Raw genomic sequence first — 21,900 nt, 5'->3', positions numbered from 1 at the left:
ACCCCAGGAGGACATCCAGTGCACAACAAGACCTTCGTGGCCCTGGCCGTCGGGCTCGGCCTCGTCACGCTGTCCGCGTGCGGGTCGACGGACGCCACGTCGTCCGCGGACTCCAAGACCGTCACCCTCGTCAGCCACGACTCGTGGGCGGTCTCCACGAACGTGGTCAAGGACTTCGAGAAGCAGTCCGGGTACAAGGTGAGGGTCCTGAAGGACGGCGACGCCGGACAGGCCGTCAACAAGGCCATCCTGACCAAGGACAACCCCCAGGGCGACGTCTTCTTCGGCGTCGACAACACCCTGCTCTCCCGCGCCCTCGACAACGGGCTCTTCCAGCCGTACGCGGCGAAGGGCCTGGACACGGTCGGCGCCGCCTACCAGCTCGACAAGGACAAGCACCGCGTCACGCCCGTCGACAGCGGAGACATCTGCGTCAATTACGACAAGGCCTACTTCAGCGAGCACAAGCTGACCCCGCCGCAGTCCTACGCCGACCTCGCCAAGCCGCAGTACAAGAACCTCCTCGTCACCGAGAACGCCGCCACCTCCTCGCCCGGCCTCGGCTTCCTGCTCGGCAGCGCCGCCCAGTTCGGCGACAACGGCTGGCAGGCCTACTGGAAGAAGCTCAAGGCCAACGGCGTCAAGGTCGTCGACGGCTGGGAGACGGCCTACTACCAGGAGTTCTCCGGTTCCTCCGAGGGCAAGAAGGCGGGCGGCGACCGGCCGCTCGTGGTGTCGTACGCGTCCTCGCCGCCCGCCGAGGTGATCTACGCCAAGAAGCGGCCCAGCACCGCCCCGACCGGGGTGTCGAACGGCACCTGCTTCCGGCAGATCGAGTTTGCCGGGCTGCTCAGCAACGCGAAGAACACCAAGGGCGGCAAGGCGTTCATCGACTTCCTGCTCACCAAGGAGTTCCAGCAGGACATGCCGCTGAACATGTTCGTGTACCCGGTGGTCGACGGCGCGAAGGTGCCCGCGGAGTTCACCGAGTACGGGCCTGCCGCCAAGAACCCCGCGACCATGGCCCCCGGCACGATCGCCGCCAACCGTGACCAGTGGGTCAAGTCGTGGACCTCGCTCGTACTGAAGTAGCCGAACGCCGGCGGGGGAACGCGGCGCGGCTCGGGCTGATGGCCCTGCCCGTCGCGTTCTTCGCCGTCTTCTTCGCCTGGCCCGTCGCCGCGATCGTGGCGCGCGGGCTGAAGGTGGACGGCGCCTGGCAATGGGGGCGGATGGCAGGCGTCGTCACGCAGCCGGACATCCGGCACGTGCTGTGGTTCACCACCTGGCAGGCGCTCGCCTCCACCGCGCTCACCCTGCTGCTCGCGCTGCCCGCCGCCCATGTCTTCGCCCGGTTCGACTTCCCGGGCAAGCAACTGCTGCGGGCCGTCGTCACCGTGCCGTTCGTGCTGCCGACCGTGGTCGTCGGCACCGCCTTCCTGGCCCTGGTCGGACACAACGGGCTGCTGGACGAGCTGTGGGGCGTACGGCTGGACACCACGGTGTGGGCGATCCTGCTGGCGCACGTCTTCTTCAACTACGCGGTGGTCGTCCGCACGGTCGGCGGGCTGTGGGCCCAGCTCGACCCCCGGCAGGAGCAGGCCGCGCGGATGCTCGGCGCGTCCCCGCTGCGGGCCTGGCGGAAGGTCACCCTGCCGGCCCTCGCGCCCGCCGTGGCCGCCGCCGCGCTGATGGTGTTCCTGTTCACCTTCACCTCCTTCGGCGTCGTCCAGATCCTCGGCGGGCCCACCTTCTCCACCGTCGAAGTGGAGATCTACCGGCAGACCTCCGAGGTCTTCGACCTCTCCACGGCCGCGGTGCTCACCCTGGTCCAGTTCGTGGCGGTCGGCGCGATCCTCGCCGTGCACGCCTGGACGGTGCGGCGCCGGGAGAGCGCCCTGCGGCTCGTCGACCCGAAGGTGACCGCCCGTCGGCCGCGCGGCGCCGGGCAGTGGGCGCTGCTCGCCGGGGTCCTCGTCACCATCGCGCTGCTGCTGGTCCTGCCGCTCGCCGTGCTCGTACGGCGCTCCCTCGACGCGCCCGGCCTCGGCTACTACCGGGCGCTGACCGACGCCGATGGCGGCACCTTCCTGGTGGCGCCGCTGCACTCCGTGTGGACCTCCCTCGAGTACGCCGTCGCCGCCACCGCCATCGCCGTGACGGTCGGTGGTCTCGCCGCCGCCGCGCTGGCTCGCCGGGACGCGGGACGGCTGGTGCGCGGCTTCGACGCGCTGCTGATGCTGCCGCTCGGCGTGTCCGCGGTGACCGTCGGCTTCGGCTTCCTGATCGCCCTGGACGAGCCGCCGCTGGACCTGCGGCAGTCCTGGATCCTGGTCCCGCTCGCCCAGGCGCTGGTCGGCGCCCCCTTCGTCGTACGGACCATGCTGCCCGTGCTGCGCGCGGTGGACGAGCGGCTGCGGGAGGCGGCCGCCGTGCTCGGGGCCTCGCCGTGGCGGGTGTGGCGGGAGGTCGATCTGCCGCTGGTGGGGCGGGCGTTTCTGATCGCGGCCGGGTTCGCGTTCGCCGTCTCGCTCGGGGAGTTCGGGGCGACCGTGTTCATCGCCCGGCCCGACAACCCGACCCTCCCGGTCGCCGTGGCCCGGCTGCTGAGCCGCCCCGGAGATCTCAACTACGGCCAGGCGATGGCCCTTTCGACCATTCTGATGGTGGTGTGCGCGGCGGCTCTGCTGCTCCTGGAGCGGCTGCGTACCGACCGGACGGGGGAGTTCTGATGCTGCTGAGCCTGAATGCCGCGACCGTGCGCTTCGGCGGGCGGCCCGTGCTCGACGCGGTCGACCTCGCTGTCGCCGAGCACGAGGTGGTGTGCGTGCTCGGGCCGAGCGGCAGCGGGAAGTCCACGCTGCTCAGGGCGGTGGCGGGCCTCCAGCCGCTGGACTCCGGGCGGGTGCTGCTCGGCGGCCGGGACCAGACGGGCGTGCCCGCGCACCGGCGGAGCGTCGGGCTGATGTTCCAGGACCACCAGCTCTTCCCGCAGCGGGACGTCGGCGGCAACGTGGCCTTCGGGCTGCGCATGCACGGGGTGCCCAAGGGCGAACGGGACGCGGAGATCGGGAAGTTGCTGGACCTGGTCGGGCTGCCCGGTGCCGCCCGGCGGGCCGTGGCCGCGCTGTCCGGCGGTGAGCAGCAGCGGGTGGCCCTCGCCCGGGCGCTCGCGCCCCGGCCCCGGCTGCTCATGCTGGACGAACCCCTCGGCCAGCTGGACCGCTCGCTGCGGGAGCGACTTGTGGTCGAACTCCGGGAACTCTTCGGCCGGTTGGGGACGACCGTGCTCGCCGTGACCCACGACCAGGGCGAGGCCTTCGCGCTGGCCGACCGGGTGGTGGTGATGCGGGACGGCCGGATCGCCCAGTCCGGGACGCCGCTGGAGGTCTGGCAGCGGCCCGCGGACGAGTTCGTGGCCCGCTTCCTGGGCTTCGAGAATGTGGTCCCGGCGACCGTCGCCGACGCGGTGGCGGACACCCCCTGGGGCAAGCTGCCCGTCCCCGACGGCTCACCCCGGGGCAGCCGGCCGCTGCTGGTCCGGCCCGCCGGGGTACGGCTCGTGGCAGCCGACGAGGGTTTGCCCTGCACGGTGACCGCCCGCACCTTCAAGGGCACCCATGTCGCCGTCGGTCTCCGGCCCCGGGACGGCGGCCCCCGCCTGGAGGCGGCCTGCGCGCTCCGGGAGGCGCCGGAGGTCGGGGCCGAGGTGGGTGTCGCGTTCGACGTGGCCGAAACCGTCATGCTCGGTTGATCATCGTGCCCCTAGGGTGAGGGCATGACTTTGCTCGCACATGACCGTTACTGCGATGAAATCGCCCATCAAGTCGGCCGGTTGAGGGCCATCGTGACCTCCGGGACGGATCTCTCCGCCACCGTGCCGACCTGCCCGGACTGGACCTTCGAAAGGCTCGTACGCCACATGGGCGGCGCACTGCGCTGGGTGGACGCGCTGGTGCGCGACCGGGCGCGGGAGAACATCCCGCGCGAGAAGGTGCCGTACGGGGCGGGGCCGGAGGAGCAGGGCGACGCGGGGGCCCTGGACGCGTGGTTGGCGGAGACCGGCGACCTGGTCGTCGCCGCGCTGCGCGAGGCCGGACCCGACGTCGAGGTATGGACGTGGGCGGGGCTCCAGAACACCGGGTTCTGGGCCCGTCGTATGACCCACGAGATCACCGTCCACCGCGCCGACGCCGCGCTCACGGCCGGCCTGCCCTACGAGGTCGCGCCCGAGGTCGCCGCCGACGCGGTGGACGAATGGCTCCAGCTCGTGGAGTGGGTCCAGCGCACCGGGGCCCTGCCGCAGGCGAAGGAGCTGCGCGGCCCCGGGCGCAGCATCCACCTGCACGCCACCGACGCCGACCCGGACCTGAACGCCGAGTGGCTCGTGGAGCTGGGGGAGGAGGGCGTCAGCTGGCGCCGCGGCCACGAGAAGGCCACCGTCGCCCTGCGCGGCCCGCTCACCTCGGTGCTGCTCGCCTTCTACCGGCGGCTGCCGCTGGACACCCCCGGCCTGGAGGTGCTGGGCGAGCGCGAGGTGTTGGAGTTCTGGCTGGACCGCGCCACCTTCGGCTGACGACCGGAACACGACCGCGGCCCGTCCCCCGGGGATACGGGGACGGGCCGCAGCGTTCTGCAGTGTTTTACTCAGCGGTGTGACGAAGTGCGGCGTCAGCCGCCGTTCTTCGCCCCACGACGGCGCATGCCGAAGAAGACCGCGCCACCGCCGACGACGACCAGCGCGCCCGCGACACCGGCGATCAGACCGGTGTTGGAGTTCGCACCGGTCTCGGCGAGGTTCGAGTCACCGGTCGCCGGGGACGGCGCGTTGTCGCCGGGCGTGTCCGCGGGGGCGGGGGTGCTCTCGGACGCCGACGGGGCCGGGGCCGAGGTGCTCGTCGACGGCGACGGCGACGCCGAGGGGGAGGCCGGCGGGGTCGGAGACTGGGACTCCTCCTTCTTGCAGGCCGTGGACGGGGTGGTCAGGTCCGGCTGGATGTCGTTGTCGACATTGAACCGTTCGGTCTTGACGTGGATCCGGTACGTCGCGTCCGGCTTCCAGTTCTCGTCGAAGGTGACGGTGGTGCCTTCGCGCGAGCCCTTGACCACCTGCGGCTCGCCCACCTGCTTCTCGACGCCGGCCGGGGTCTTGGAGAACACGGTGATGGTGGCCGGGGTGCCGGAGGCGTCCTTGTCGGTGACGACTATCTGGCCCTTGTCGCCGACGCAGGTGGCTTCGGCGGAGAACTCACGGATGTTGCACGCCAGGGCCGTATTGGTGACGCCCAGAGCGAGCGCGACGGTAGCGGATGCAACACCCAGAATGCGCACGGAACGGCGTGCGCCACGGCGAGTCATGGACAACGTTTGTCCTTTACAGAGTGCATAACTGCGGGGGGTTGTGGGGGAGTTGGGACGACGGATGAGAGACGAGGTCCCAACACCACCAAGTGGCTCACAGGTTTATAAGCGCCCCGTAAGAACTGTCAATGCATATGCCGCCAACAGGTGTTGACTTTACTCGGTTATTAACCGCCGAGACGTTTGATCAACTCCGAAGCCTGCTCGATCCGGTCAACAAGGGCGATACGGGACTCCATCGCGCGCCCCCGCGCCAGCGACCGCAGCAGTGGCCAGGTCGGCAACTCCCGTGTCCAGTGCTCCTCGTCGACGAGCACCATCGGCGTCGGCTCGCCCCGAGACTCGTAGTAGTTCGGCGTCGCGTTGTCGAAGATCTCCTGTACGGTGCCCGCGGCGCCGGGCAGGAACACCACGCCGGCGGTGGAGCGGGCCAACAGGCCGTCCTCGCGGGTGGCGTTGGCGAAGTACTTGGCGATGTGCGCGGCGAAGGCGTTCGGCGGCTCGTGGCCGTAGAACCAGGTCGGGATGCCGACCGACTCCCCGCCGTCCGGCCAGCGTTCGCGTATCTCGAAGGCGACGCGCGCCCATTCGGTGACGGACGGCCGGAACGAGGGGGCCTTGGCGAGGAGTCGGAGTGCCTCCTCCAGCATGCCGTCGTCGAAGGGGGCCGCGTAGGCGCCGAGGTTCGCGGCCTCCATCGCGCCCGGTCCGCCGCCGGTGGCGACCATGAACCCGGCGCGTGCCAGCTCGCGGCCGAGCCGGGCGGCAGCGGCGTACGCGGCGGTGCCGCGGGCCATCGCGTGGCCGCCCATGACGCCCACCACCCGTGCGCCGACGAGGAGTTCGTCCAGCGCGTCGGAGACCGCGTCGTCGTGGACCGCGCGCAGCATCGAGGCGAAGACGTCGCCGTCGGCCTTGGTCCGCTGGAACCAGGCGTACGCGCGGGCGTCCGGCGTCGCCTCGTACCCCTCGTCCAGCGACTCGAACAACTCGTCGGGGGTGTACGCGAAACCGCGGTACGGGTCGAAGGGGAGCCCCGGGACCGGCGGGAACACCAGGGCTCCGGTCGACCGGACATGGGCGGCCGCCTCGGGCTCCATCGGGCAGCCGAGGAAGACGGCACCCGTCGTGTCGAGGGTGAGCAACGCGCGTGTACGGCCCGTCAGTTCGACGGCCTGCACACGGTACCGGGCGAGCGTGCCGTGCTCGGCGACGACCTCGTCGAACTCGGCGAGCGACTCGATCTCCCGGTCGTGGGCGGCACGGTGGGGCTGGGCGGGTATCGGATGCACCCGCCCATGCTAGGGGGTGTCGTGTGGTTCACCCCGGCGTCGGCTGTTCGGGCGCGGACGCTCAGCCCTGGGCCTGGACCGCGGCCGGGTCCATCCACATGACCTCCCACGTGTGACCGTCGAGGTCGTCGAAGGAGCGGCCGTACATGAAGCCGTGGTCCTGGGGCTCGGCGTGCGCGGTGCCGCCGGCCGCGAGCGCCTTGTCCACCAACTCGTCCACCTTCTCGCGGCTCTCGGCGCTCAGACAGAGCAGCACCTCGCTCGCCTTCGTGGAGTCGACCAGCTCCTTCTTCGTGAACTGGGACCAGTGCTGCTTGGTCATGAGCATCGCGACGATGGTGTCGCTGATCTGGACGCAGGCGCAGTCGTCGTTGCTGAACTGCGGGTTGATCGTGTAGCCCAGCTCGCTGAAGAACTTCTTCGTGGCGGCCACGTCGTTGGTGAGCAGGTTCACGAAGATCATCTGCTGGTACATCGGGGTTTCTCCCTGTGGTCCGTGCGCTTGGTGTCGTTCGCTGGGATAGACGCCGGGCCGCCCCGGAAGTCATCGGCGGTCCGCGAAATTTTTTCGGACAACTTCAGCGGGCGAGCACGGCCAGGTTCGCGATCACCAGCGTGAGCGGGACGAACAGGGCGATCAGGGCCCCGGCACGGAGGGCGGCGGCGCTGCGCAGCATGGTGGCCGGGGCGCCGAGGCGCAGCAGCGCGGCGGTGGTGTCGGCGCGGGACTGGCGGGCCTCGACGGCGGCGGTCAGCAGGGTCGCCAGCGTGCAGCCGGAGACCACGAGCAGGCCGAGGGTGGTCAGCGGGCCGAAGGAGGGGGCGAAGCCGTCGTGCCGGGCGGTCATGGCGAAGGTGGCGGAGGCCACCGCGCAGACCACGCCCAGCGGGGGGCCGATCCGGGTGGCCTCCGCCATGAGCACCCGGCCCGCCAGCAGCCTGAGCGCACCGGGCGCGGCGGACTGCAGCAGGCGTCCGCACAGGTGGGTGAGGCCCGGGGCGGCGAGGATCAGCCCGAGCGCGGTGACGATCCAGCCGGCCAGCACCGCGACCGCCTCGGCGGGCAGCGCGGTGAGGGCCGGCGTGGCGGTGGAGCGGCCGGCGTAGGCCTGCACGGCGAGACCGGCGGCCAGCAGGGCGATGCCCCAGGGGAGCCCGGCCGGCACCTCGCGCGGCGGCGCGGGGCTGGGGAGGGCGCCGGACCAGTCGGCGGCAGGCCCGGCGGCCGGCGCGAGGGTGGCCGCGGCATGGGCGTCGGCGTCGCTGTCCTGGACCCCGGCGTGCTCGGCCCTGGGCTCCGGCCCGGCGGCGACGTCGGCCGCCGCCGGCCGTGCGCCCGCCGACTTCTGCCGTACGGCCGTGTACCAGCGCGCCCCGAACCTGCCGTACGCCCCGAACGTCTCCCGGCCCGCCGTGCGGCCGTACGACCCGAAGCGGCCGAATCCCCGCGGCCCCGTGACCGCCGGGCGCGGGTCCCTGGGGCGCAGGGCGAGCGCCACCGTCGCCGACGCGATCGCCGGGACCAGGGCGAGCAGGGTCAGGGCCGCCGGGACCGGGAGGGGCCGGTCGGACGCAAGGAACTGGGCGGCCGCCCCGTCGAAGGGCATGCCGTCCAGGTCACCGCGCAGATGCAGGAAGACCAGCAGGGCCAGCGTCGAGCCGAGGGCGCAGGACAGCGCCGTGGTCAGGCAGGAGATCGCCATCAGGCGGCCGGGGCCGATGCCGACGGCCGCGAGCCCGGGGCGGGGCCGGGTGCCGGGGTCCGTGCGGGCCACCGCGAGCGCGAGGTACACCGTGGCGGCGATCGGGACCACGCACCAGGCCAGGCGCAGCACCGCCGCGCCCGGTGTCCGTGGGTGGCCCATCGCGTAGCCGAGGGCGCCGAGCAGGAGGAAGCCGGTGCCCGCCGAGGCCGCGGCCACCAGCAGGCGGCGCAGCTGGACGGCGGGCCGGGCCGTGCGGGTCAGGCGGAGAGCGAGCACGCGGCCCGGCCTTCCGTCTCCGGGACCTCCGGCAGATGCACGGTCTTCACGCGCCGCCCGTCCAGCAGGGGGATCGTGCGGTCGGCGAGGGCCGCGGTGTCGGCGTCGTGCGTGGCGAGGACGACGGTGATGCCGTGCGAGCGAGCGGCCGTGGTGAGCGTGCGCAGCACATGGCCGCGGTCGGCGCGGTGCAGCGGGGCCGTCGGCTCGTCGGCGAACAGGACCGTGGGCCCGGTGGCGAGCGCACGGGCGATGCACACGCGCTGGCGTTCGGCCTGCTGCAGCTCGTGCGGGCGCTTGCGGGAGCGGTCGCCGACGTCGAGGCGCTCCAGCCACTCCAGGGCGGCCACCTTGGCCCGGCGGCGGCTGGTGCCGCGCAGCATCAGAGGGAGCGCGGCGTTCTCCCAGACGTTGAGCTCCGGTACGAGCGCGGGGGCCGGGTCGATCCAGCCGAACCGGTCGCGGCGCAGCCGCTCGCGGGCCATCGGGCCCAACGTGTGCACCGGCGAGCTGTTGAACCAGACCTCGCCGCGCTGTGCCCGGTCGAGGCCGGACAGGCAGCGCAGCAGAGTCGTTTTGCCGCTGCCGCGCGGGCCGCTGACGGCGAGGATCTCGCCCTGCCGCACGCCGAGTGACACCCCGGCGATTCCGGGTGAGCCGTCGTGGTGCCTGTAGTGCAGCGAGTGTGCCCAGAGCACGTCGTTTTCCGGCGGGGCCTCCATGGCGTACACCTCGGTTCTGATCCGTTTTTCCCGTGCTTCGTTCCCCCGTACGGGGGAACGAAGGCTGGGCCGATCGGTCACTGGCACGCTAGGCAGGAGCCGGTCGGAGGCCGGACAGCACACGGCCCCGGGCCGCCGTTCTCACTCGAACGGAGGGCACCGGGGCCGGTGTTGATCAGCTGATCGGACGCATCAGGCTCAGAGCTTGGTCCACGCCTCCGTCAGCGTCGCGCGCAGGATCTGCTCGATCTCGTCGAAGGTCTCCTGGTTGGAGATCAGCGGCGGGGCGAGCTGGATGACCGGGTCGCCACGGTCGTCGGCACGGCAGTACAGGCCGTTGTCGAAGAGCGCCTTGGAGAGGAAGCCGTACAGGACGCGCTCGGTCTCCTCCTCGTTGAAGGACTCCTTGGTGTGCTTGTCCTTCACCAGCTCGATGCCGTAGAAGAAGCCGTTGCCGCGGACGTCGCCGACGATCGGCAGGTCGTGCAGCTTCTGCAGCGTCGAGAGGAACGCGCCCTCGTTGTCCAGCACGTGCTGGTTGAGGCCCTCGCGCTCGAACAGGTCGAGGTTGGCGAGACCCACCGCGGCGGACACCGGGTGGCCACCGAAGGTGTAGCCGTGCAGGAAGGTGTTGTCGCCCTTGTAGAACGGCTCGGCGAGGCGGTCGGAGACGATGCAGGCGCCGATCGGGGAGTAGCCCGAGGTCATGCCCTTGGCGCAGGTGATCATGTCCGGCACGTAGCCGAACTTGTCACAGGCGAACGTCGTACCGAGGCGGCCGAAGGCGCAGATGACCTCGTCCGAGACCAGCAGCACGTCGTACTGGTCGCAGATCTCGCGCACGCGCTGGAAGTAGCCGGGCGGGGGCGGGAAGCAGCCGCCGGCGTTCTGCACGGGCTCCAGGAAGACCGCGGCGACGGTGTCGGGGCCCTCGAAGAGGATCTGCTGCTCGATCTGGTCGGCGGCCCAGCGGCCGAAGGCCTCCGGGTCGTCGCCGAAGATCGGGGCGCGGTAGATGTTGGTGTTCGGGACCTTGTGCGCGCCCGGCACCAGCGGCTCGAAGGGGGCCTTCAGGCCCGGCAGGCCGGTGATGGACAGGGCGCCCTGCGGGGTGCCGTGGTAGGCGACCGCGCGGGAGATGACCTTGTACTTGGTCGGCTTGCCGGTGAGCTTGAAGTACTGCTTGGCCAGCTTCCAGGCGGTCTCGACGGCCTCGCCGCCGCCGGTGGTGAAGAAGACCTTGTTCAGGTCGCCCGGGGCCTCGTTGGCCAGGCGCTCGGCCAGCTCGACGGCCTTCGGGTGGGCGTACGACCACACCGGGAAGAAGGCCAGCTCCTGGGCCTGCTTGAGGGCCGTCTCGGCGAGTTCCGTGCGGCCGTGACCGGCCTGGACCACGAACAGGCCCGCGAGACCGTCGAGGTAGCGCTTGCCCTTGTCGTCGTAGATGTAGGTGCCCTCGCCCCGGACGATGGTCGGGACGGGGGAGTTCTCGTACGAGGACATGCGGGTGAAGTGCATCCACAAGTGGTCGTACGCGGTGCGGCTGAGGTCCTTCTGGGTCACGGTTATCGGGTTCCCCACATGTAGGTCTGCTTCTTGAGCTTGAGGTAGACGAAGCTCTCGGTGGAGCGCACGCCGGGCAGGGCCCGGATGCGTTTGTTGATGACGTCCAGCAGGTGGTCGTCGTCCTCGCAGACGATCTCGGCGAGGATGTCGAACGAGCCCGCGGCCATCACCACGTACTCGACTTCCGACATGCCGGTCAGCGCGTCCGCGATCGACTCGACATCACCCTCGACGTTGATCCCGACCATCGCCTGCCTGCGGAAGCCCACGGTGAGCGGGTCCGTGACGGCGACGATCTGCATCACGCCCTGGTCCAGCAGCTTCTGGACGCGCTGGCGCACGGCCGCCTCGGACAGGCCCACTGCCTTGCCGATCGCGGCGTACGGCCGGCGGCCGTCCTCCTGGAGCTGCTGAATGATGGCGAGGGAGACGGCATCCAGCTGGGGGGTGCCGTTCCTGGACTCGCGGGACGAGTCCCTCTGGTCTGCGCTTCGACTGGCCACGACCTCACTGTGCACGAGGTCTCGATAGTTTTGCAAGGCCCGACCGATGAAATTCGTTGTTTACGACTCTGAAGCTTGCGGATTTCGCAGATGTGGTGGCTGTGGGGGTGTTGAAAACGTGGCTCGGCCGACTAGGGTTGGGGTGTCTCAGCATCGGACAGCCGGACCGGCTGGCACGCTGAACAGCTCGAACCCTCGAAACCAGATCAGGAGGCCGGCAGTGAGCACCGAGCTGCGTCGTCTGCGCAACTACATCGACGGTGAGTTCCGGGACGCCGCCGACGGACGGACCACCGATGTGGTCAACCCCGCGACGGGTGAGGCGTACGCGACCGCGCCGCTGTCCGGGCAGGCTGACGTGGACGCCGCGATGGCGGCCGCCGCCGCGGCCTTCCCGGCCTGGCGCGACACGACCCCCTCCGAACGGCAGAAGTACCTCCTGAAGATCGCCGACGCGTTCGAGGAGCGCGCCGAGGACCTGATCGCCGCCGAGGTCGAGAACACCGGCAAGCCGATCGGGCTCACGCGGGACGAGGAGATCCCGCCGATGATCGACCAGATCCGCTTCTTCGCGGGCGCGGCCCGCATGCTGGAGGGGCGCAGCGCCGGCGAGTACATGGACGGGATGACCTCGATCATCCGCCGCGAGCCGGTCGGCGTCTGTGCCCAGGTCGCCCCCTGGAACTACCCGATGATGATGGCCGTGTGGAAGTTCGCCCCGGCCATCGCCGCGGGCAACACGGTCGTCCTGAAGCCCTCGGACACGACCCCTGCCTCCACCGTCCTGATCGCCGACATCATCGGCTCGATCCTGCCCAAGGGCGTCTTCAACGTCATCTGCGGCGACCGTGAGACCGGCCGCATGATGGTCGAGCACCAGACCCCGGCGATGGCCTCGATCACCGGTTCCGTCCGCGCGGGCATCTCGGTCGCCGAGTCCGCCTCCAAGGACGTCAAGCGGGTCCACCTGGAGCTGGGCGGCAAGGCCCCGGTCGTCGTCTTCGAGGACACGGACATCGCCAAGGCCGTCGAGGACATCTCGGTCGCCGGCTTCTTCAACGCCGGCCAGGACTGCACGGCCGCCACGCGTGTGCTGGTCCACGAGTCCATCCACGACGAGTTCGTCGCCGCGCTGGCGAAGGCCGCGTCCGAGACGAAGACCGGCCAGCCGGACGACGAGGACGTCCTCTTCGGCCCGCTGAACAACCCCAACCAGCTCAAGCAGGTCGCCGGCTTCATCGAGCGCCTCCCCGCGCACGCCAAGGTCGAGGCGGGCGGCCACCAGGTCGGCGACAAGGGCTACTTCTACGCCCCGACCGTCGTCTCCGGCCTCAAGCAGGACGACGAGATCATCCAGAACGAGGTCTTCGGCCCCGTCATCACGGTCCAGTCCTTCGCCGACGAGGACCAGGCCGTCCAGTGGGCCAACGGCGTCGAGTACGCCCTCGCCTCCTCGGTGTGGACCAAGGACCACGGCCGCGCCATGCGCATGTCCAAGAAGCTCGACTTCGGCTGCGTGTGGATCAACACGCACATCCCGCTGGTGGCGGAGATGCCGCACGGCGGCTTCAAGAAGTCCGGCTACGGCAAGGACCTGTCGGCGTACGGCTTCGAGGACTACACGCGGATCAAGCACGTGATGACCTCGCTGGACAGCTGACACACCCCAGCGCGCGGCCCCGGACGGGTTCACCTCCCCGTCCGGGGCCGCGCTGTTCCCCCTGGTGGTGGCCGGGCGCTCGCGTGCTCCGTACGACGGCTCAGCGGCCGATGCAGTGGAGGTGGAGGGAGATTCGTGCGCCCCACTGCGGGTCGGGTGCCTGGACGATGATCCAGAAGTCGGCCGGGCTGAGTCGGCTGTCGTACCGGCCGCTGATGTGCACCGTCGCCGACCGGCCCAGCTCCAGCGTGCCCGAGGACGGCTGGAGGACCACGTCCCGTGCGACGTTGCCGGTGCTGTACTGCCGCCGGCTGCTCGGCGGGTCGTAGTCCAGGGCCACCGCCCGCCAGCGCGCCCCGGCGTGGTAGGGCGCGGACACCGGCCGCTGCACCGAGCCGTGGACGCCCGGCGTGGGCATCCAGTCCATGCACGAACGCGTCGAGCAGATCGGTGGCACCCTCACCATCCGCACCACGCCGCAGGGTGCCACCGTCACCGCCGACCTCCCGCTGGTCATCCCCGCCTGAGCGAGCGATCCCCCGGATCGACAGGGTGTCGGGCCGCCGGGTGTCCGCTCGACGTAGCGTCGATGGTCCGCGGGCGGGGCGGGACGGCATGCTGAGCGGGTGTCAGAAACCTCTTCCCGCAAGCCCCCGTTGCCCCGCCGTTCCCTGCTGCGCGCCCTCGGCGGCACCGCCGCGCTCGGCGCTCTGGCCGGCTGCGGGGTGCCCGCGGCCTACGTCGAGCCCGGGGATCGTGCCGTACCCGACGAGTCCGCCACCGACAAGAGGCTGACCTGGGCGAACTGGCCGCTCTACATCGACACCGATGACGACGACCCGAACAAGCGGCCCACGCTGGACGCGTTCCGGAAGCGCACGGGCATCTCCGTCGACTACGTCGAGGAGATCAACGACAACGACGAGTTCTTCGGCAAGATCAGCCCCGCGCTGATGAACCACCAGTCGACCGGCCGCGACCTAATCGTCATCAGCGACTGGATGTGCGCGCGGTTCGTGCGCCTGGGCTGGGTCCAGAAGATGGACCGCGCCCACCAGCCCAACGTGGCGAAGTACCTGGACCCGCTGCTCCGTTCGCCCGCCTTCGACCCGGGCCGTCTGCACACCGTGCCGTACCAGTCGGGCATCACCGGCATCGCGTACAACCGCCGCAAGCTCGGCCGCGAGATACGCCATGTCTCGGACCTGTGGGCGAACGACCTCAAGGGCCGCGTGACGCTCCTCTCCGGCCTGGACGAGTCGTTCGCGCTGCTGATGCAGGGCGACGGCGTGGACATCACGAAGTGGACGGCGGACGACTTCCACGCCGTGTGCGACACGGTGGAGAAGGAGGTCCACCGAGGCCAGATCCGCCGGTTCACCGGCAACGACTACACCAAGGACCTGGTCAGCGGCGACGTCCTCGCCTGCCAGGCCTACTCCGGCGATGTCATCCAACTCCAGGCGGACAACCCCGACATCCGCTTCGTCGTCCCCGAGGAGGGCGCCGAGCTGTGGTCGGACTCCCTCATGATCCCCAACCGCGCCCGCCACAAGAGCAACGCCGAGCGCCTGATCGACTACTACTACGACCCCGAGGTCGCCGCGGAGCTGGCCGCCTGGGTCAACTACGTCTGCCCCGTCCCGGCGGCCAAGGAGGTCCTGGCCGCCGCCAAGGACAAGGACACGGCCGCCCTCGCCGACAACCCCCTGATCTTCCCGGACGACACCATGCGGAAGCGCCTCGCCATCGCCCGGGACATCACGTCCACGGAACGGGTGGAGTTCGCCCAACGGTGGAACAAGATCGTGGGGCTGTAGGGGCCAAGCCGTGGCGGTGTATCCATATCGAATGGGGAAATTCGAGGTGCACGGCGGCCCCAAGAGCGACTTCGACTTCAACGTCGGGCTCGCGGAGGGCGATTGGGACTGCAGGCAGTTCGGTGACCGGCTCTGGTCGGACGTCGCACACATTCTGGAGACGTCTTTCGACGGGAGCCGAATCGAGCCGGGAAAATGCGGCAGCTACTACAATTACTGGTTCGAGAACGACAACATGAGCGTCTCCCTCTATGTCGACGACGGAGACCCGGGCTGCCCCCTTGAGAAGGTACCGGCGATGCTGACCGCCCGGTCCCGCTCGGACACGGTCGAGACCTGGCAGCTGGCGGAGCGCCTCTACGACCGGCTCACCGCCCTGGACGACTACCTGGTGATCGTCTTCGCGGAGAACGGCATGCCCATCGACGCCAACTTCGATATCGGCGACGACTGGTGATCGCCACCCGAGATCGCCGGGCGAGGGCCGAGGTCACTTGACAGCCACGGGATACGGCGGCGGCTCATGCGGCTCACGAACAGCGCGAAGGCGGCGGCGCTCGCCGTGCCCGCGCCCGTACCGGGTCCCGGGCGATCCAGGTGCCCGGAGCGGTGTCCAGGACCGGCTCCAGATGGGGCCTCCAGCTCCGCAGAATCTCGGTGACGGGTGAGCCGGGCACCACAGGGACCGGCTCACCGCGAACCCACGGGGATTCCGGGACCCCTGGGCGGATCGAGGCCAGACCGGCTCGCCGGAAGACGGGGAGGCGCTCGCCCAGCGGGCCGATGTGGACCGGGGGCCCTTCGCCGAACGGGACCGAGTGCTCCAGGTCGACGACGGCGTAGTCGGCGAACAGAGGCACGGCGAGGTCGGCCAGTTCCTGGCTGGTCCGCATCACATCCAGGGTGCTGCCAAGACGCGTACTGGCCTCGCTGAGGATCGCGAGGCGCTCGCGCGCCCGCCGGCTCTCGGTGACATCGACGCTGATGGCGCACACCCCCAGCGCTTGGCCTTCGGCGCCCTGGAGGCAGAAGAACGAGGCCGCGAGATCGTCCCCTGCTCGTCGAGCATCGCGATCGCCGAGTCGGATATCTCGCGGGTGTTCATCTGCTTGCCGAGTGTCGCCTGGGCAGTGCTGGACATCGAACTTCGTCCTCAGGTGAGTGGGGGAGGGGCGGCGGCCAGGACAGCTGGAGCAGCCGTGTCTCAGGCACTGGTCTGGCACGATTTGCGCCGTTCGGGTGATAGACCGAATGGTCTTCTGATCTGTGACAGCGCCGCGACCGTGCTCCGGCCACCGACTGGCTAACCCTGGACGAAGGTGACCGTCTCCTCGAGCGGTGCCCGGCCCGTACGGGCGTAACTCACCGTGCCGTCCTCGAACCCGATCGACATGCCGCAGTAGAGGATGAGCTCGTCCGGGGGCGACAGGACCTCCGCGACGGTCTTGCGATACACCGACCACGCCATCTGCGTGCAACTGTGCAGCCCTTCGGCGCGGAGCAGCAGCATGACGGTCTGCAGATACATGCCGACGTCGGCCCATTGGGGCGGGCCCATTTCGCGGTCGATGTAGCAGAACAGGGCGGCGGGCGCACCGAAGCAGTCCCAGTTCGCGGCGGCGGCCCTCTGGCGCGCCTCCCCGTCCTCGCGTGAGATGCCGAGTGCGCCGTAGCGCTGCTCGGCGAAGGACGTTCGGCGCTCGCGGTAGGGGGACTTGAGTGTGGGCGGATACATCTCGTACTCCCGCTCGTCCCAGGGGTCGCCCGCGGCCACGCGCTCGCCGGCGAGCTTCTTGAGCTCCGCCAGCGGCCCGCCGGTCAGCACGTACGAGTGCCACGGCTGGAGGTTCGATCCGGACGGCGCCCAAGCCGCGGCGGACAGCACGCGCTCCAGCACCTCCCTCGGGACATGCCGGTCGGTGAATCCGCGTACCGCCCGTCGGCTCCTGACCGCCTCATAGACGTCCAAGATCATCAACCTTCCCTTATGTCCGTCTTCTAGCCAATTGACAGTCTGGGTCCGGAAAATGTGACAGGGTGCCCGCCACCTCATGAGTGACCCCTTGCGAGGGTAGGTTTGGTGCATAAAGGTACATACCGTGCATATCCATCGAGAGATGGGCAACACCATGAAATTCGCGGTCATCGGCGGGACCGGGCTGATCGGGTCGCAGGTCGTGGAGATCCTCGGCGCGGCCGGCCATCAGGCCGTCCCGCACTCCCCGGAGACAGGCGTGGACGTCGTGACCGGCCGGGGCGTCGAGGAGGCCGTGGCGGGCGTCGATGTCGTCATCAACCTGACGAACTCCCCGGCCTTCGGCGAGACCTCGCCCGCCTTCTTCCGGACGTCGATGGACAACCTCCTCGCCGCGAGCGTGAAGGGCGGCGTCGGACACTTCGTCATCCTCTCGATCGTCGGCGTGGACCAGGTGCCCGAGCTGGACTACTACCGGGCCAAGGTGCTTCAGGAGGACATCCTCAAGGCCGGCCCGATTCCGTACTCCATCGTCCGCGCCACGCAGTTCATGGAGTTCATCGACGCGATCCTGTCCTGGACCGCCGACGGCGAGACCATCCGGCTGCCGCGTACGCCGCTCCAGCCGATCGCCGCCGCGGACGTCTCCCGCATCGTCGCCGAAGTGGCCGCCGGGGCCCCGCTCCACGGCGTCCTCGACATCGCCGGACCCGACGTCTACCCCCTCGACGAGATCGGCCGGATGACCCTCGCGGCCAAGGGCGACGGGCGCACCGTCGTCACCGATGACACCGCCGGCATGTACGCCGCCGTCCACGGTGACGTCCTCACCGCCGGGCACGACGCCCGCATCGCCCCCACCCACTACACGGACTGGCTGTCCTGAACCAGCCGCGCTCCCCGACGGTCCGTCGAGCCCCGAGGTTCGTCCTCGCGCTCATGCGTGGGGTCACGGACACCGTCGAACGTGCCGACCAGCAAGGATTGTGCGCAATGCCGTCGAAGAACAGTCCAGCGGGTGACGCCGAGGACCTCCGGGAAGCGGAGGCGGCGTTCCAGGACGCCCGCGGCTACCTGTTCGGGATCGCCTACCGGATGCTCGGCAGCGCCGGCGAAGCGGAGGACATCCTCCAAGAGGCCTGGATCCGATGGCAGACCTCCGACCGGTCCAAGGTGGAGAACCCACGGGCGTTTCTCACGACGACGGTGACGAGGCTCGCGATCAATGTGCTGCAGTCGGCGAGGGTCCGCCGTCAGACCTATGTCGGCCCGTGGCTTCCGGAGCCGGTCGACACCAGCGGCGACCCGGCGCTGGGCGCCGTGAACGCGGAAGCACTGGAACTCGCGGTGCTGATGCTGCTGGAGAAGCTCACCCCCACGGAACGGGCGGCGTACGTGCTCCGGCAGGCGTTCGACTACCCGTACGAGCAGATTGCGGAGATCACCGGCCAGACCAACGCCAGTGCCCGCCAACTGGTGAGCCGGGCGCGGAAGCGCCTGGCCGCGGAGAAACGGGCAAGCGTCGCGGCCGCCGAGCACAAGCGGTTCCTGACGGCGTTCGTGACGGCCGCCCAGGACGGGGACGTGGCCGTACTGGAGAGACTGCTCACGGAAGACGCCATCTCGTACGCCGACGGCGGAGGGGTCGTGCGGGCGTCCAAGTTTCCCGTCGTGGGCCGTCACCGCGTGGCGAGGTACTACCACGCGTTCGCCGACCGCTTCTGGCCCGGCGTCACGGTGGAACCGGCCGAGGCCAACGGCAGGCCGGCGGTGAGCCTGTCCCGCGACGGCACCGTGTTCGCCGTCCTCACCGTGAGCGTCACCCCGGACGGCATCGACCGGGTGCTCGTCATGATGAACCCGTCGAAACTCGCCGCCATGACCGTCTGAGCATCACTCCGCGGCGCCTCCAGGCCTGCGCCGCACCGGCATGCAAGGGCCCCGCCCTGCGGTGTCCGCTCCAGCCTCTCGCAGGGACGGGGCCGCCCGCCCCCGTTGCTCGGTGGGGCGGGTCGCGGGCGGCTGTCCCCTGACGCCCGCCTTCTGAAAGTAAAGCGAACGATCATTTTTTACAAGAGGGGGTCAAGGTCAAGAAAAACGAATGTTCGTCTTGACCGGTCTTGCCGGAGCCTGCAGGATGGGGGACGAAAAAAGAACGATCATTCCGGGAAGGGGGGTGGTGGCATGAGCACGGCGCAGGCCGGAAGACTGGCGGTGTCCCCGCGTCAGGGGCCACACAGTCCCATCGGGACGCCGGCGGTGCCCGCGGCGGCCGAGTCCGCGCCACGCGACACCGTGGCCTTCGTGCTGCAAGGCGGCGGCAGCCTGTGTGCGCCCCAGGTCGGCATGCTCCGGGCACTGACCCAGGCAGGAATCAGACCGGACCTCGTGGTCGGTTCCTCGGCCGGCGCGCTGAACGGCGCGGCCTTCGCCGCCGACCCGAGCATCGACGGTATCGACCGGCTGGAAGCGCTCTGGACGCGCCTGAAGCGTCGGCACGTGGCACCGCTCTCACTGCGGACCCTGGCCAGGGCCGCGCTGGGCCGGAGCGAGGCGGCGGTCTCGAGCGAGGCGTTGCGGCAGGTGCTGCGGTTGGCCGTTGCCGTCGGTCGGCTCGAGGAGGCCGCCGTCGCGATGCACGCCGTGGCGACCGACGCCGAGACGGGCGCGGCGGTCGTCCTCTCCCGTGGGGAGGCCGTCCCGGCCCTGCTCGCCTCGGCGGCCTTCCCGGGCCTGTATGCCCCCGTGCGTATAGGAGAGCACCTGCTCATCGACGGGGGAGTGTCGGCGGACCTGCCGGTGCTCCAGGCGGAGGCGCTCGGCGCAACCACGCTGTACGTGCTTCCCGCCGCGGTCACGAAACAGGCGGGGCGTCCGGCGCACGCGGCCCTGGTCGCCGCCTCCCGGGCCCTCGGCCAGATCTTGGACGAACGGGAAAGGCGGGACATCGCGGCGGTCCGCGGGTCGGTCCACCGACTGCCCGCCGTCACCACTCCCGTGGCCAGCCTCATCGACTTCAGCGACACCCGGCGGCTGGTCCAGGCCGGTCACGGACTCACCGCGGCCTGGCTGGCCGGGCAGACCGCGACCAGGGAATGAGGACGGCCGATGGCCACCTGTGCCTCTTCCCTGCGCCGCCGGAGGCACCAACCGGCAGAGACCGGCGGGGAGCTGTGGCTGGTCCGGAACCACGACGGCGATCAGGGCACCGCCCGGGAAGTGCACCCGAAGGGCCTGGCGCACTCGCTTCCCCAGTGGCCGGTGCGGCGATGAGCGGCTCGCACCACACCGAGCCGGGCGAGCGCGGACACGACCGCTCGCGACGACGCGTCGCGCTCACCATGGGCGCCCTCGTGACGCTGCTGTGTGTCGAGCTGGCGTTCGTCGCGCCCTACGCGCGTCGCGCGGCAGACCAGCTCTCCCAGGCTCGACCCGCCTGGTTCCTGCTGGCCGTCGCCGCGGAGATGGTGTCGATGGCGGCCTTCGCCCGGCTGCAGCGCCTGGCGCTGAGTACGGGCGGGCTGCGCGTGCGACTGCGCGCCGCGGTTGCCGCCGTGTTCGCCGGGAACGCGCTCAGCGCGACTCTGCCCGGCGGCAGCCTGGTGTCGATCACCTACCGGACACGGCGTATGCGCAGCTGGGGCGCCAGTGTGCCGTTGATCGGCTTCACCCATGCCGTCACCGGTGTTCTGGGCACGGTCTCACTCGTCATGCTGGCCGGCATCGGCGGGACTCTGGCCGGGGACAGAGCCCGGATCACAGGGGCGGCCCTGCAGGTTGCGGCGGCTTGTGCCGTCACCGTCGCCGCGCTCGCGCTCGTCCGGCACACCCATGTGCTGCGCCGGCCGGTGAGCGCCCTGCTTCGCGTGTGGCGGAGACTGCGGCGCGGCAAGGGCAGGCAGACGTCGGCCGATCGTCTGCTGGAGGAGTTGGCTGCCATGCGGCCGCCGGCTCGCTTCTGGGTTCTGGGGCTCGGCGCCGCCCTGATCAACTGGGTCGGCGATCTCGTGTGCGTGCTCGCTGTGTGCCATGCGGTGGGCTCGGCCCCGGGCTCGGACAAGGTGCTGCTCGCCTACGTCGCCGCGATGACGGCCGCGTCGGCTCTCCCTCTGTTGCCCGCGGGACTCGGCCCGCTCGACGCGGCTCTGGTCCTGACGCTGCATCACGGCGGAATGCCGATGGCGGCCGCCACGGCCGCCGATCTTCTCTACCGGACCCTCAACCCGGGACTGATCGGTGTCGCCGGGTGGTCGGTCCTGCTCGTCCGACGGCGGAGCCGGTCAGGACGTGGCCGGATCGGGCCACATAGCCCGTACCGCGTCGCCGATCCCCTCCACGAGGGTGGGGTCGAGCATGGCCACCTGGAGGATGTAGCCGGGTAGGAGGCAGACCAGCGCGGCGGCGATCGACTCGGCGGTCACCTCCCTGGGCAGGGCACCGCTTTCCTGGTGTCCTCGTACGACCTCCGCGAGGTCGGAACGCATCTGGGTCAGCAGGGTGCTGAACTGCCCGGCCAGCGTGGGGTTTCGCAGGGCCTCGGACCAGGCCAGCACGGCCAGCCGTGCGACGTCGTGTTCCGCGGCCCGGGCCGCCACGAGGTCGAGCACCTCAGCGAGCACCGCCCCCACGGAACCACTGGGCCGAGTCGTGGCGACGGTGTGGACCAGCGTCAGGACCTCATGCATGTTCTCTTCGGCGATGGCCAGGATCATCTCGTCCTTGCTCGCGAAGTGCCGGTAGACCGCGCCGGCCGAGAGCCCGGACTCCGCGAACAGGTCCTGCATCGACGTCGAGTGAAATCCGTCGCGCAGGAAGCAGCGTCGGGCCGCGTCCAGGATCTGGGTACGGCGAGCGTCCATGTACTCCTGGGACACCTTCGGCATGGGGCATCCTCTCCAAAGAAAAACGAATGTTCGTCTTGACTCTCTGATGGCGAGCCTAGCAGACTGGTTTCCTGGAGAACGATCATTCGTTTTTGGGAGGCAAGACCGTGAGGACCCCGTTGGCGGGAAACCAGTC

The 21,900-nt window shown here is 70.3% G+C and carries 22 protein-coding genes; 11 read left to right on the top strand and 11 right to left on the bottom strand.

The features are described from left to right. Positions 1-18 precede the first annotated feature (18 nt). The 4 genes from ABZ865_RS25900 to ABZ865_RS25885 are packed head-to-tail and all read left to right on the top strand — an operon-like array spanning position 19 to position 4,576. A complete protein-coding gene (locus ABZ865_RS25900; RefSeq protein WP_361234876.1) occupies positions 19-1,092 on the top strand; it encodes a thiamine ABC transporter substrate-binding protein in 1,074 nt (357 codons plus the stop codon). 38 nt (positions 1,093-1,130) lie between these two features. Then, positions 1,131-2,732: an iron ABC transporter permease gene (locus ABZ865_RS25895; protein WP_361234873.1), complete on the top strand. Its 1,602-nt coding sequence runs from the start codon at positions 1,131-1,133 to the stop codon at positions 2,730-2,732. Then, complete coding sequence (locus ABZ865_RS25890) at positions 2,732-3,754, top strand: ABC transporter ATP-binding protein (RefSeq protein ID WP_361234870.1); 1,023 nt, start codon at positions 2,732-2,734, stop codon at positions 3,752-3,754. Before ABZ865_RS25895 ends, ABZ865_RS25890 begins: the two co-directional genes overlap by 1 nt. 24 nt (positions 3,755-3,778) lie before the next feature. After that, positions 3,779-4,576, top strand: a complete 798-nt coding sequence (locus tag ABZ865_RS25885) for a maleylpyruvate isomerase family mycothiol-dependent enzyme (protein ID WP_361234867.1) — start codon at positions 3,779-3,781, stop codon at positions 4,574-4,576. 95 nt (positions 4,577-4,671) lie between these two features. Here the strand turns inward: ABZ865_RS25885 and ABZ865_RS25880 are convergent, their stop codons facing one another. The 7 genes from ABZ865_RS25880 to ABZ865_RS25850 form a co-directional block, all read right to left on the bottom strand. After that, positions 4,672-5,358 carry an LAETG motif-containing sortase-dependent surface protein gene (locus ABZ865_RS25880; protein ID WP_361234864.1) on the bottom strand — a complete coding sequence of 229 codons (687 nt, stop codon included), beginning with the start codon at positions 5,356-5,358 and terminating at the stop codon, positions 4,672-4,674. A 170-nt stretch (positions 5,359-5,528) separates the two neighbouring features. Continuing rightward, positions 5,529-6,653, bottom strand: a complete 1,125-nt coding sequence (locus tag ABZ865_RS25875; RefSeq protein ID WP_361234861.1) for an LOG family protein — start codon at positions 6,651-6,653, stop codon at positions 5,529-5,531. Positions 6,654-6,714: 61 nt separating this feature from the next. Beyond that, on the bottom strand, positions 6,715-7,128 hold the full coding sequence (locus ABZ865_RS25870) for a VOC family protein (protein ID WP_361234859.1): 414 nt from the start codon (positions 7,126-7,128) through the stop codon (positions 6,715-6,717). Between the two features lie 103 nt (positions 7,129-7,231). Next, positions 7,232-8,635, bottom strand: a complete 1,404-nt coding sequence (locus ABZ865_RS25865; RefSeq protein ID WP_361234856.1) for a hypothetical protein — start codon at positions 8,633-8,635, stop codon at positions 7,232-7,234. Beyond that, a complete protein-coding gene (locus tag ABZ865_RS25860) occupies positions 8,617-9,357 on the bottom strand; it encodes an ATP-binding cassette domain-containing protein (RefSeq protein ID WP_361234853.1) in 741 nt (246 codons plus the stop codon). Before ABZ865_RS25860 ends, ABZ865_RS25865 begins: the two co-directional genes overlap by 19 nt. A 198-nt stretch (positions 9,358-9,555) precedes the next feature. Beyond that, positions 9,556-10,920, bottom strand: a complete 1,365-nt coding sequence (locus ABZ865_RS25855; RefSeq protein WP_361234851.1) for an aspartate aminotransferase family protein — start codon at positions 10,918-10,920, stop codon at positions 9,556-9,558. A gap of 2 nt (positions 10,921-10,922) precedes the next feature. Further along, positions 10,923-11,441 carry an Lrp/AsnC family transcriptional regulator gene (locus tag ABZ865_RS25850; protein WP_361234848.1) on the bottom strand — a complete coding sequence of 173 codons (519 nt, stop codon included), beginning with the start codon at positions 11,439-11,441 and terminating at the stop codon, positions 10,923-10,925. 205 nt (positions 11,442-11,646) lie between these two features. Here ABZ865_RS25850 and ABZ865_RS25845 point away from each other — a divergent pair, with 205 nt between their 5' ends. Then, a complete protein-coding gene (locus ABZ865_RS25845; protein WP_361234845.1) occupies positions 11,647-13,086 on the top strand; it encodes a gamma-aminobutyraldehyde dehydrogenase in 1,440 nt (479 codons plus the stop codon). A gap of 100 nt (positions 13,087-13,186) precedes the next feature. Here ABZ865_RS25845 and ABZ865_RS25840 read toward each other — a convergent pair whose 3' ends face one another. Continuing rightward, a complete protein-coding gene (locus ABZ865_RS25840; RefSeq protein WP_361234842.1) occupies positions 13,187-13,513 on the bottom strand; it encodes a hypothetical protein in 327 nt (108 codons plus the stop codon). A 199-nt stretch (positions 13,514-13,712) separates the two neighbouring features. Between ABZ865_RS25840 and ABZ865_RS25835 the strand changes: the two genes are divergently transcribed. Both ABZ865_RS25835 and ABZ865_RS25830 read left to right on the top strand, forming a co-directional pair. Then, the gene (locus ABZ865_RS25835) at positions 13,713-14,906 is read left to right on the top strand and encodes an extracellular solute-binding protein (RefSeq protein WP_361234839.1); all 1,194 of its coding nucleotides are present in this window, start codon (positions 13,713-13,715) and stop codon (positions 14,904-14,906) included. A gap of 31 nt (positions 14,907-14,937) precedes the next feature. Continuing rightward, on the top strand, positions 14,938-15,363 hold the full coding sequence (locus tag ABZ865_RS25830; RefSeq protein WP_361234837.1) for a hypothetical protein: 426 nt from the start codon (positions 14,938-14,940) through the stop codon (positions 15,361-15,363). 73 nt (positions 15,364-15,436) lie between these two features. On the opposite strand, the gene ABZ865_RS25825 is transcribed toward ABZ865_RS25830, so the two are convergent. Continuing rightward, a complete protein-coding gene (locus ABZ865_RS25825) occupies positions 15,437-15,799 on the bottom strand; it encodes a hypothetical protein (protein ID WP_361234836.1) in 363 nt (120 codons plus the stop codon). Between the two features lie 410 nt (positions 15,800-16,209). Continuing rightward, complete coding sequence (locus tag ABZ865_RS25820) at positions 16,210-16,875, bottom strand: nitroreductase (RefSeq protein ID WP_361235442.1); 666 nt, start codon at positions 16,873-16,875, stop codon at positions 16,210-16,212. Positions 16,876-17,035: 160 nt separating this feature from the next. Here ABZ865_RS25820 and ABZ865_RS25815 point away from each other — a divergent pair, with 160 nt between their 5' ends. From ABZ865_RS25815 to ABZ865_RS25800, 4 genes are all read left to right on the top strand, one after another. Next, positions 17,036-17,767: an NAD(P)H-binding protein gene (locus ABZ865_RS25815; RefSeq protein ID WP_361235439.1), complete on the top strand. Its 732-nt coding sequence runs from the start codon at positions 17,036-17,038 to the stop codon at positions 17,765-17,767. A 107-nt stretch (positions 17,768-17,874) separates the two neighbouring features. Next, positions 17,875-18,771, top strand: a complete 897-nt coding sequence (locus tag ABZ865_RS25810; protein ID WP_361234834.1) for an RNA polymerase sigma-70 factor — start codon at positions 17,875-17,877, stop codon at positions 18,769-18,771. Positions 18,772-19,065: 294 nt separating this feature from the next. After that, complete coding sequence (locus ABZ865_RS25805; RefSeq protein ID WP_361234832.1) at positions 19,066-19,980, top strand: patatin-like phospholipase family protein; 915 nt, start codon at positions 19,066-19,068, stop codon at positions 19,978-19,980. A gap of 170 nt (positions 19,981-20,150) precedes the next feature. Beyond that, positions 20,151-21,263: a YbhN family protein gene (locus ABZ865_RS25800; RefSeq protein ID WP_361234829.1), complete on the top strand. Its 1,113-nt coding sequence runs from the start codon at positions 20,151-20,153 to the stop codon at positions 21,261-21,263. Here the strand turns inward: ABZ865_RS25800 and ABZ865_RS25795 are convergent. Beyond that, positions 21,162-21,764, bottom strand: a complete 603-nt coding sequence (locus ABZ865_RS25795; protein WP_361234826.1) for a TetR/AcrR family transcriptional regulator — start codon at positions 21,762-21,764, stop codon at positions 21,162-21,164. The genes ABZ865_RS25800 and ABZ865_RS25795 overlap by 102 nt on opposite strands. Positions 21,765-21,900 lie beyond the last annotated feature (136 nt).

This window comes from Streptomyces sp. NPDC047085 (assembly GCF_040643735.1).
In the GTDB taxonomy this organism is placed as follows: Bacteria; Actinomycetota; Actinomycetes; order Streptomycetales; family Streptomycetaceae; genus Streptomyces.
This window is presented reverse-complemented; position numbering and strand designations above follow the sequence as displayed.

Bases quoted from the DNA above. Each gene is read 5' to 3' on its own strand.
- ABZ865_RS25895 (WP_361234873.1), top strand. From the start codon at position 1,131: ATGGCCCTGCCCGTCGCGTTCTTCGCCGTCTTCTTCGCCTGGCCCGTC.
- ABZ865_RS25825 (WP_361234836.1), bottom strand. From the start codon at position 15,799: ATGCGGACCAGCCAGGAACTGGCCGACCTCGCCGTGCCTCTGTTCGCC.
- ABZ865_RS25860 (WP_361234853.1), bottom strand. From the start codon at position 9,357: ATGGAGGCCCCGCCGGAAAACGACGTGCTCTGGGCACACTCGCTGCAC.
- ABZ865_RS25830 (WP_361234837.1), top strand. From the start codon at position 14,938: ATGGGGAAATTCGAGGTGCACGGCGGCCCCAAGAGCGACTTCGACTTC.
- ABZ865_RS25870 (WP_361234859.1), bottom strand. From the start codon at position 7,128: ATGTACCAGCAGATGATCTTCGTGAACCTGCTCACCAACGACGTGGCC.
- ABZ865_RS25885 (WP_361234867.1), top strand. From the start codon at position 3,779: ATGACTTTGCTCGCACATGACCGTTACTGCGATGAAATCGCCCATCAA.
- ABZ865_RS25805 (WP_361234832.1), top strand. From the start codon at position 19,066: ATGAGCACGGCGCAGGCCGGAAGACTGGCGGTGTCCCCGCGTCAGGGG.
- ABZ865_RS25880 (WP_361234864.1), bottom strand. From the start codon at position 5,358: ATGACTCGCCGTGGCGCACGCCGTTCCGTGCGCATTCTGGGTGTTGCA.
- ABZ865_RS25800 (WP_361234829.1), top strand. From the start codon at position 20,151: ATGAGCGGCTCGCACCACACCGAGCCGGGCGAGCGCGGACACGACCGC.
- ABZ865_RS25795 (WP_361234826.1), bottom strand. From the start codon at position 21,764: ATGCCGAAGGTGTCCCAGGAGTACATGGACGCTCGCCGTACCCAGATC.
- ABZ865_RS25890 (WP_361234870.1), top strand. From the start codon at position 2,732: ATGCTGCTGAGCCTGAATGCCGCGACCGTGCGCTTCGGCGGGCGGCCC.
- ABZ865_RS25815 (WP_361235439.1), top strand. From the start codon at position 17,036: ATGAAATTCGCGGTCATCGGCGGGACCGGGCTGATCGGGTCGCAGGTC.
- ABZ865_RS25810 (WP_361234834.1), top strand. From the start codon at position 17,875: ATGCCGTCGAAGAACAGTCCAGCGGGTGACGCCGAGGACCTCCGGGAA.
- ABZ865_RS25840 (WP_361234842.1), bottom strand. From the start codon at position 13,513: ATGGACTGGATGCCCACGCCGGGCGTCCACGGCTCGGTGCAGCGGCCG.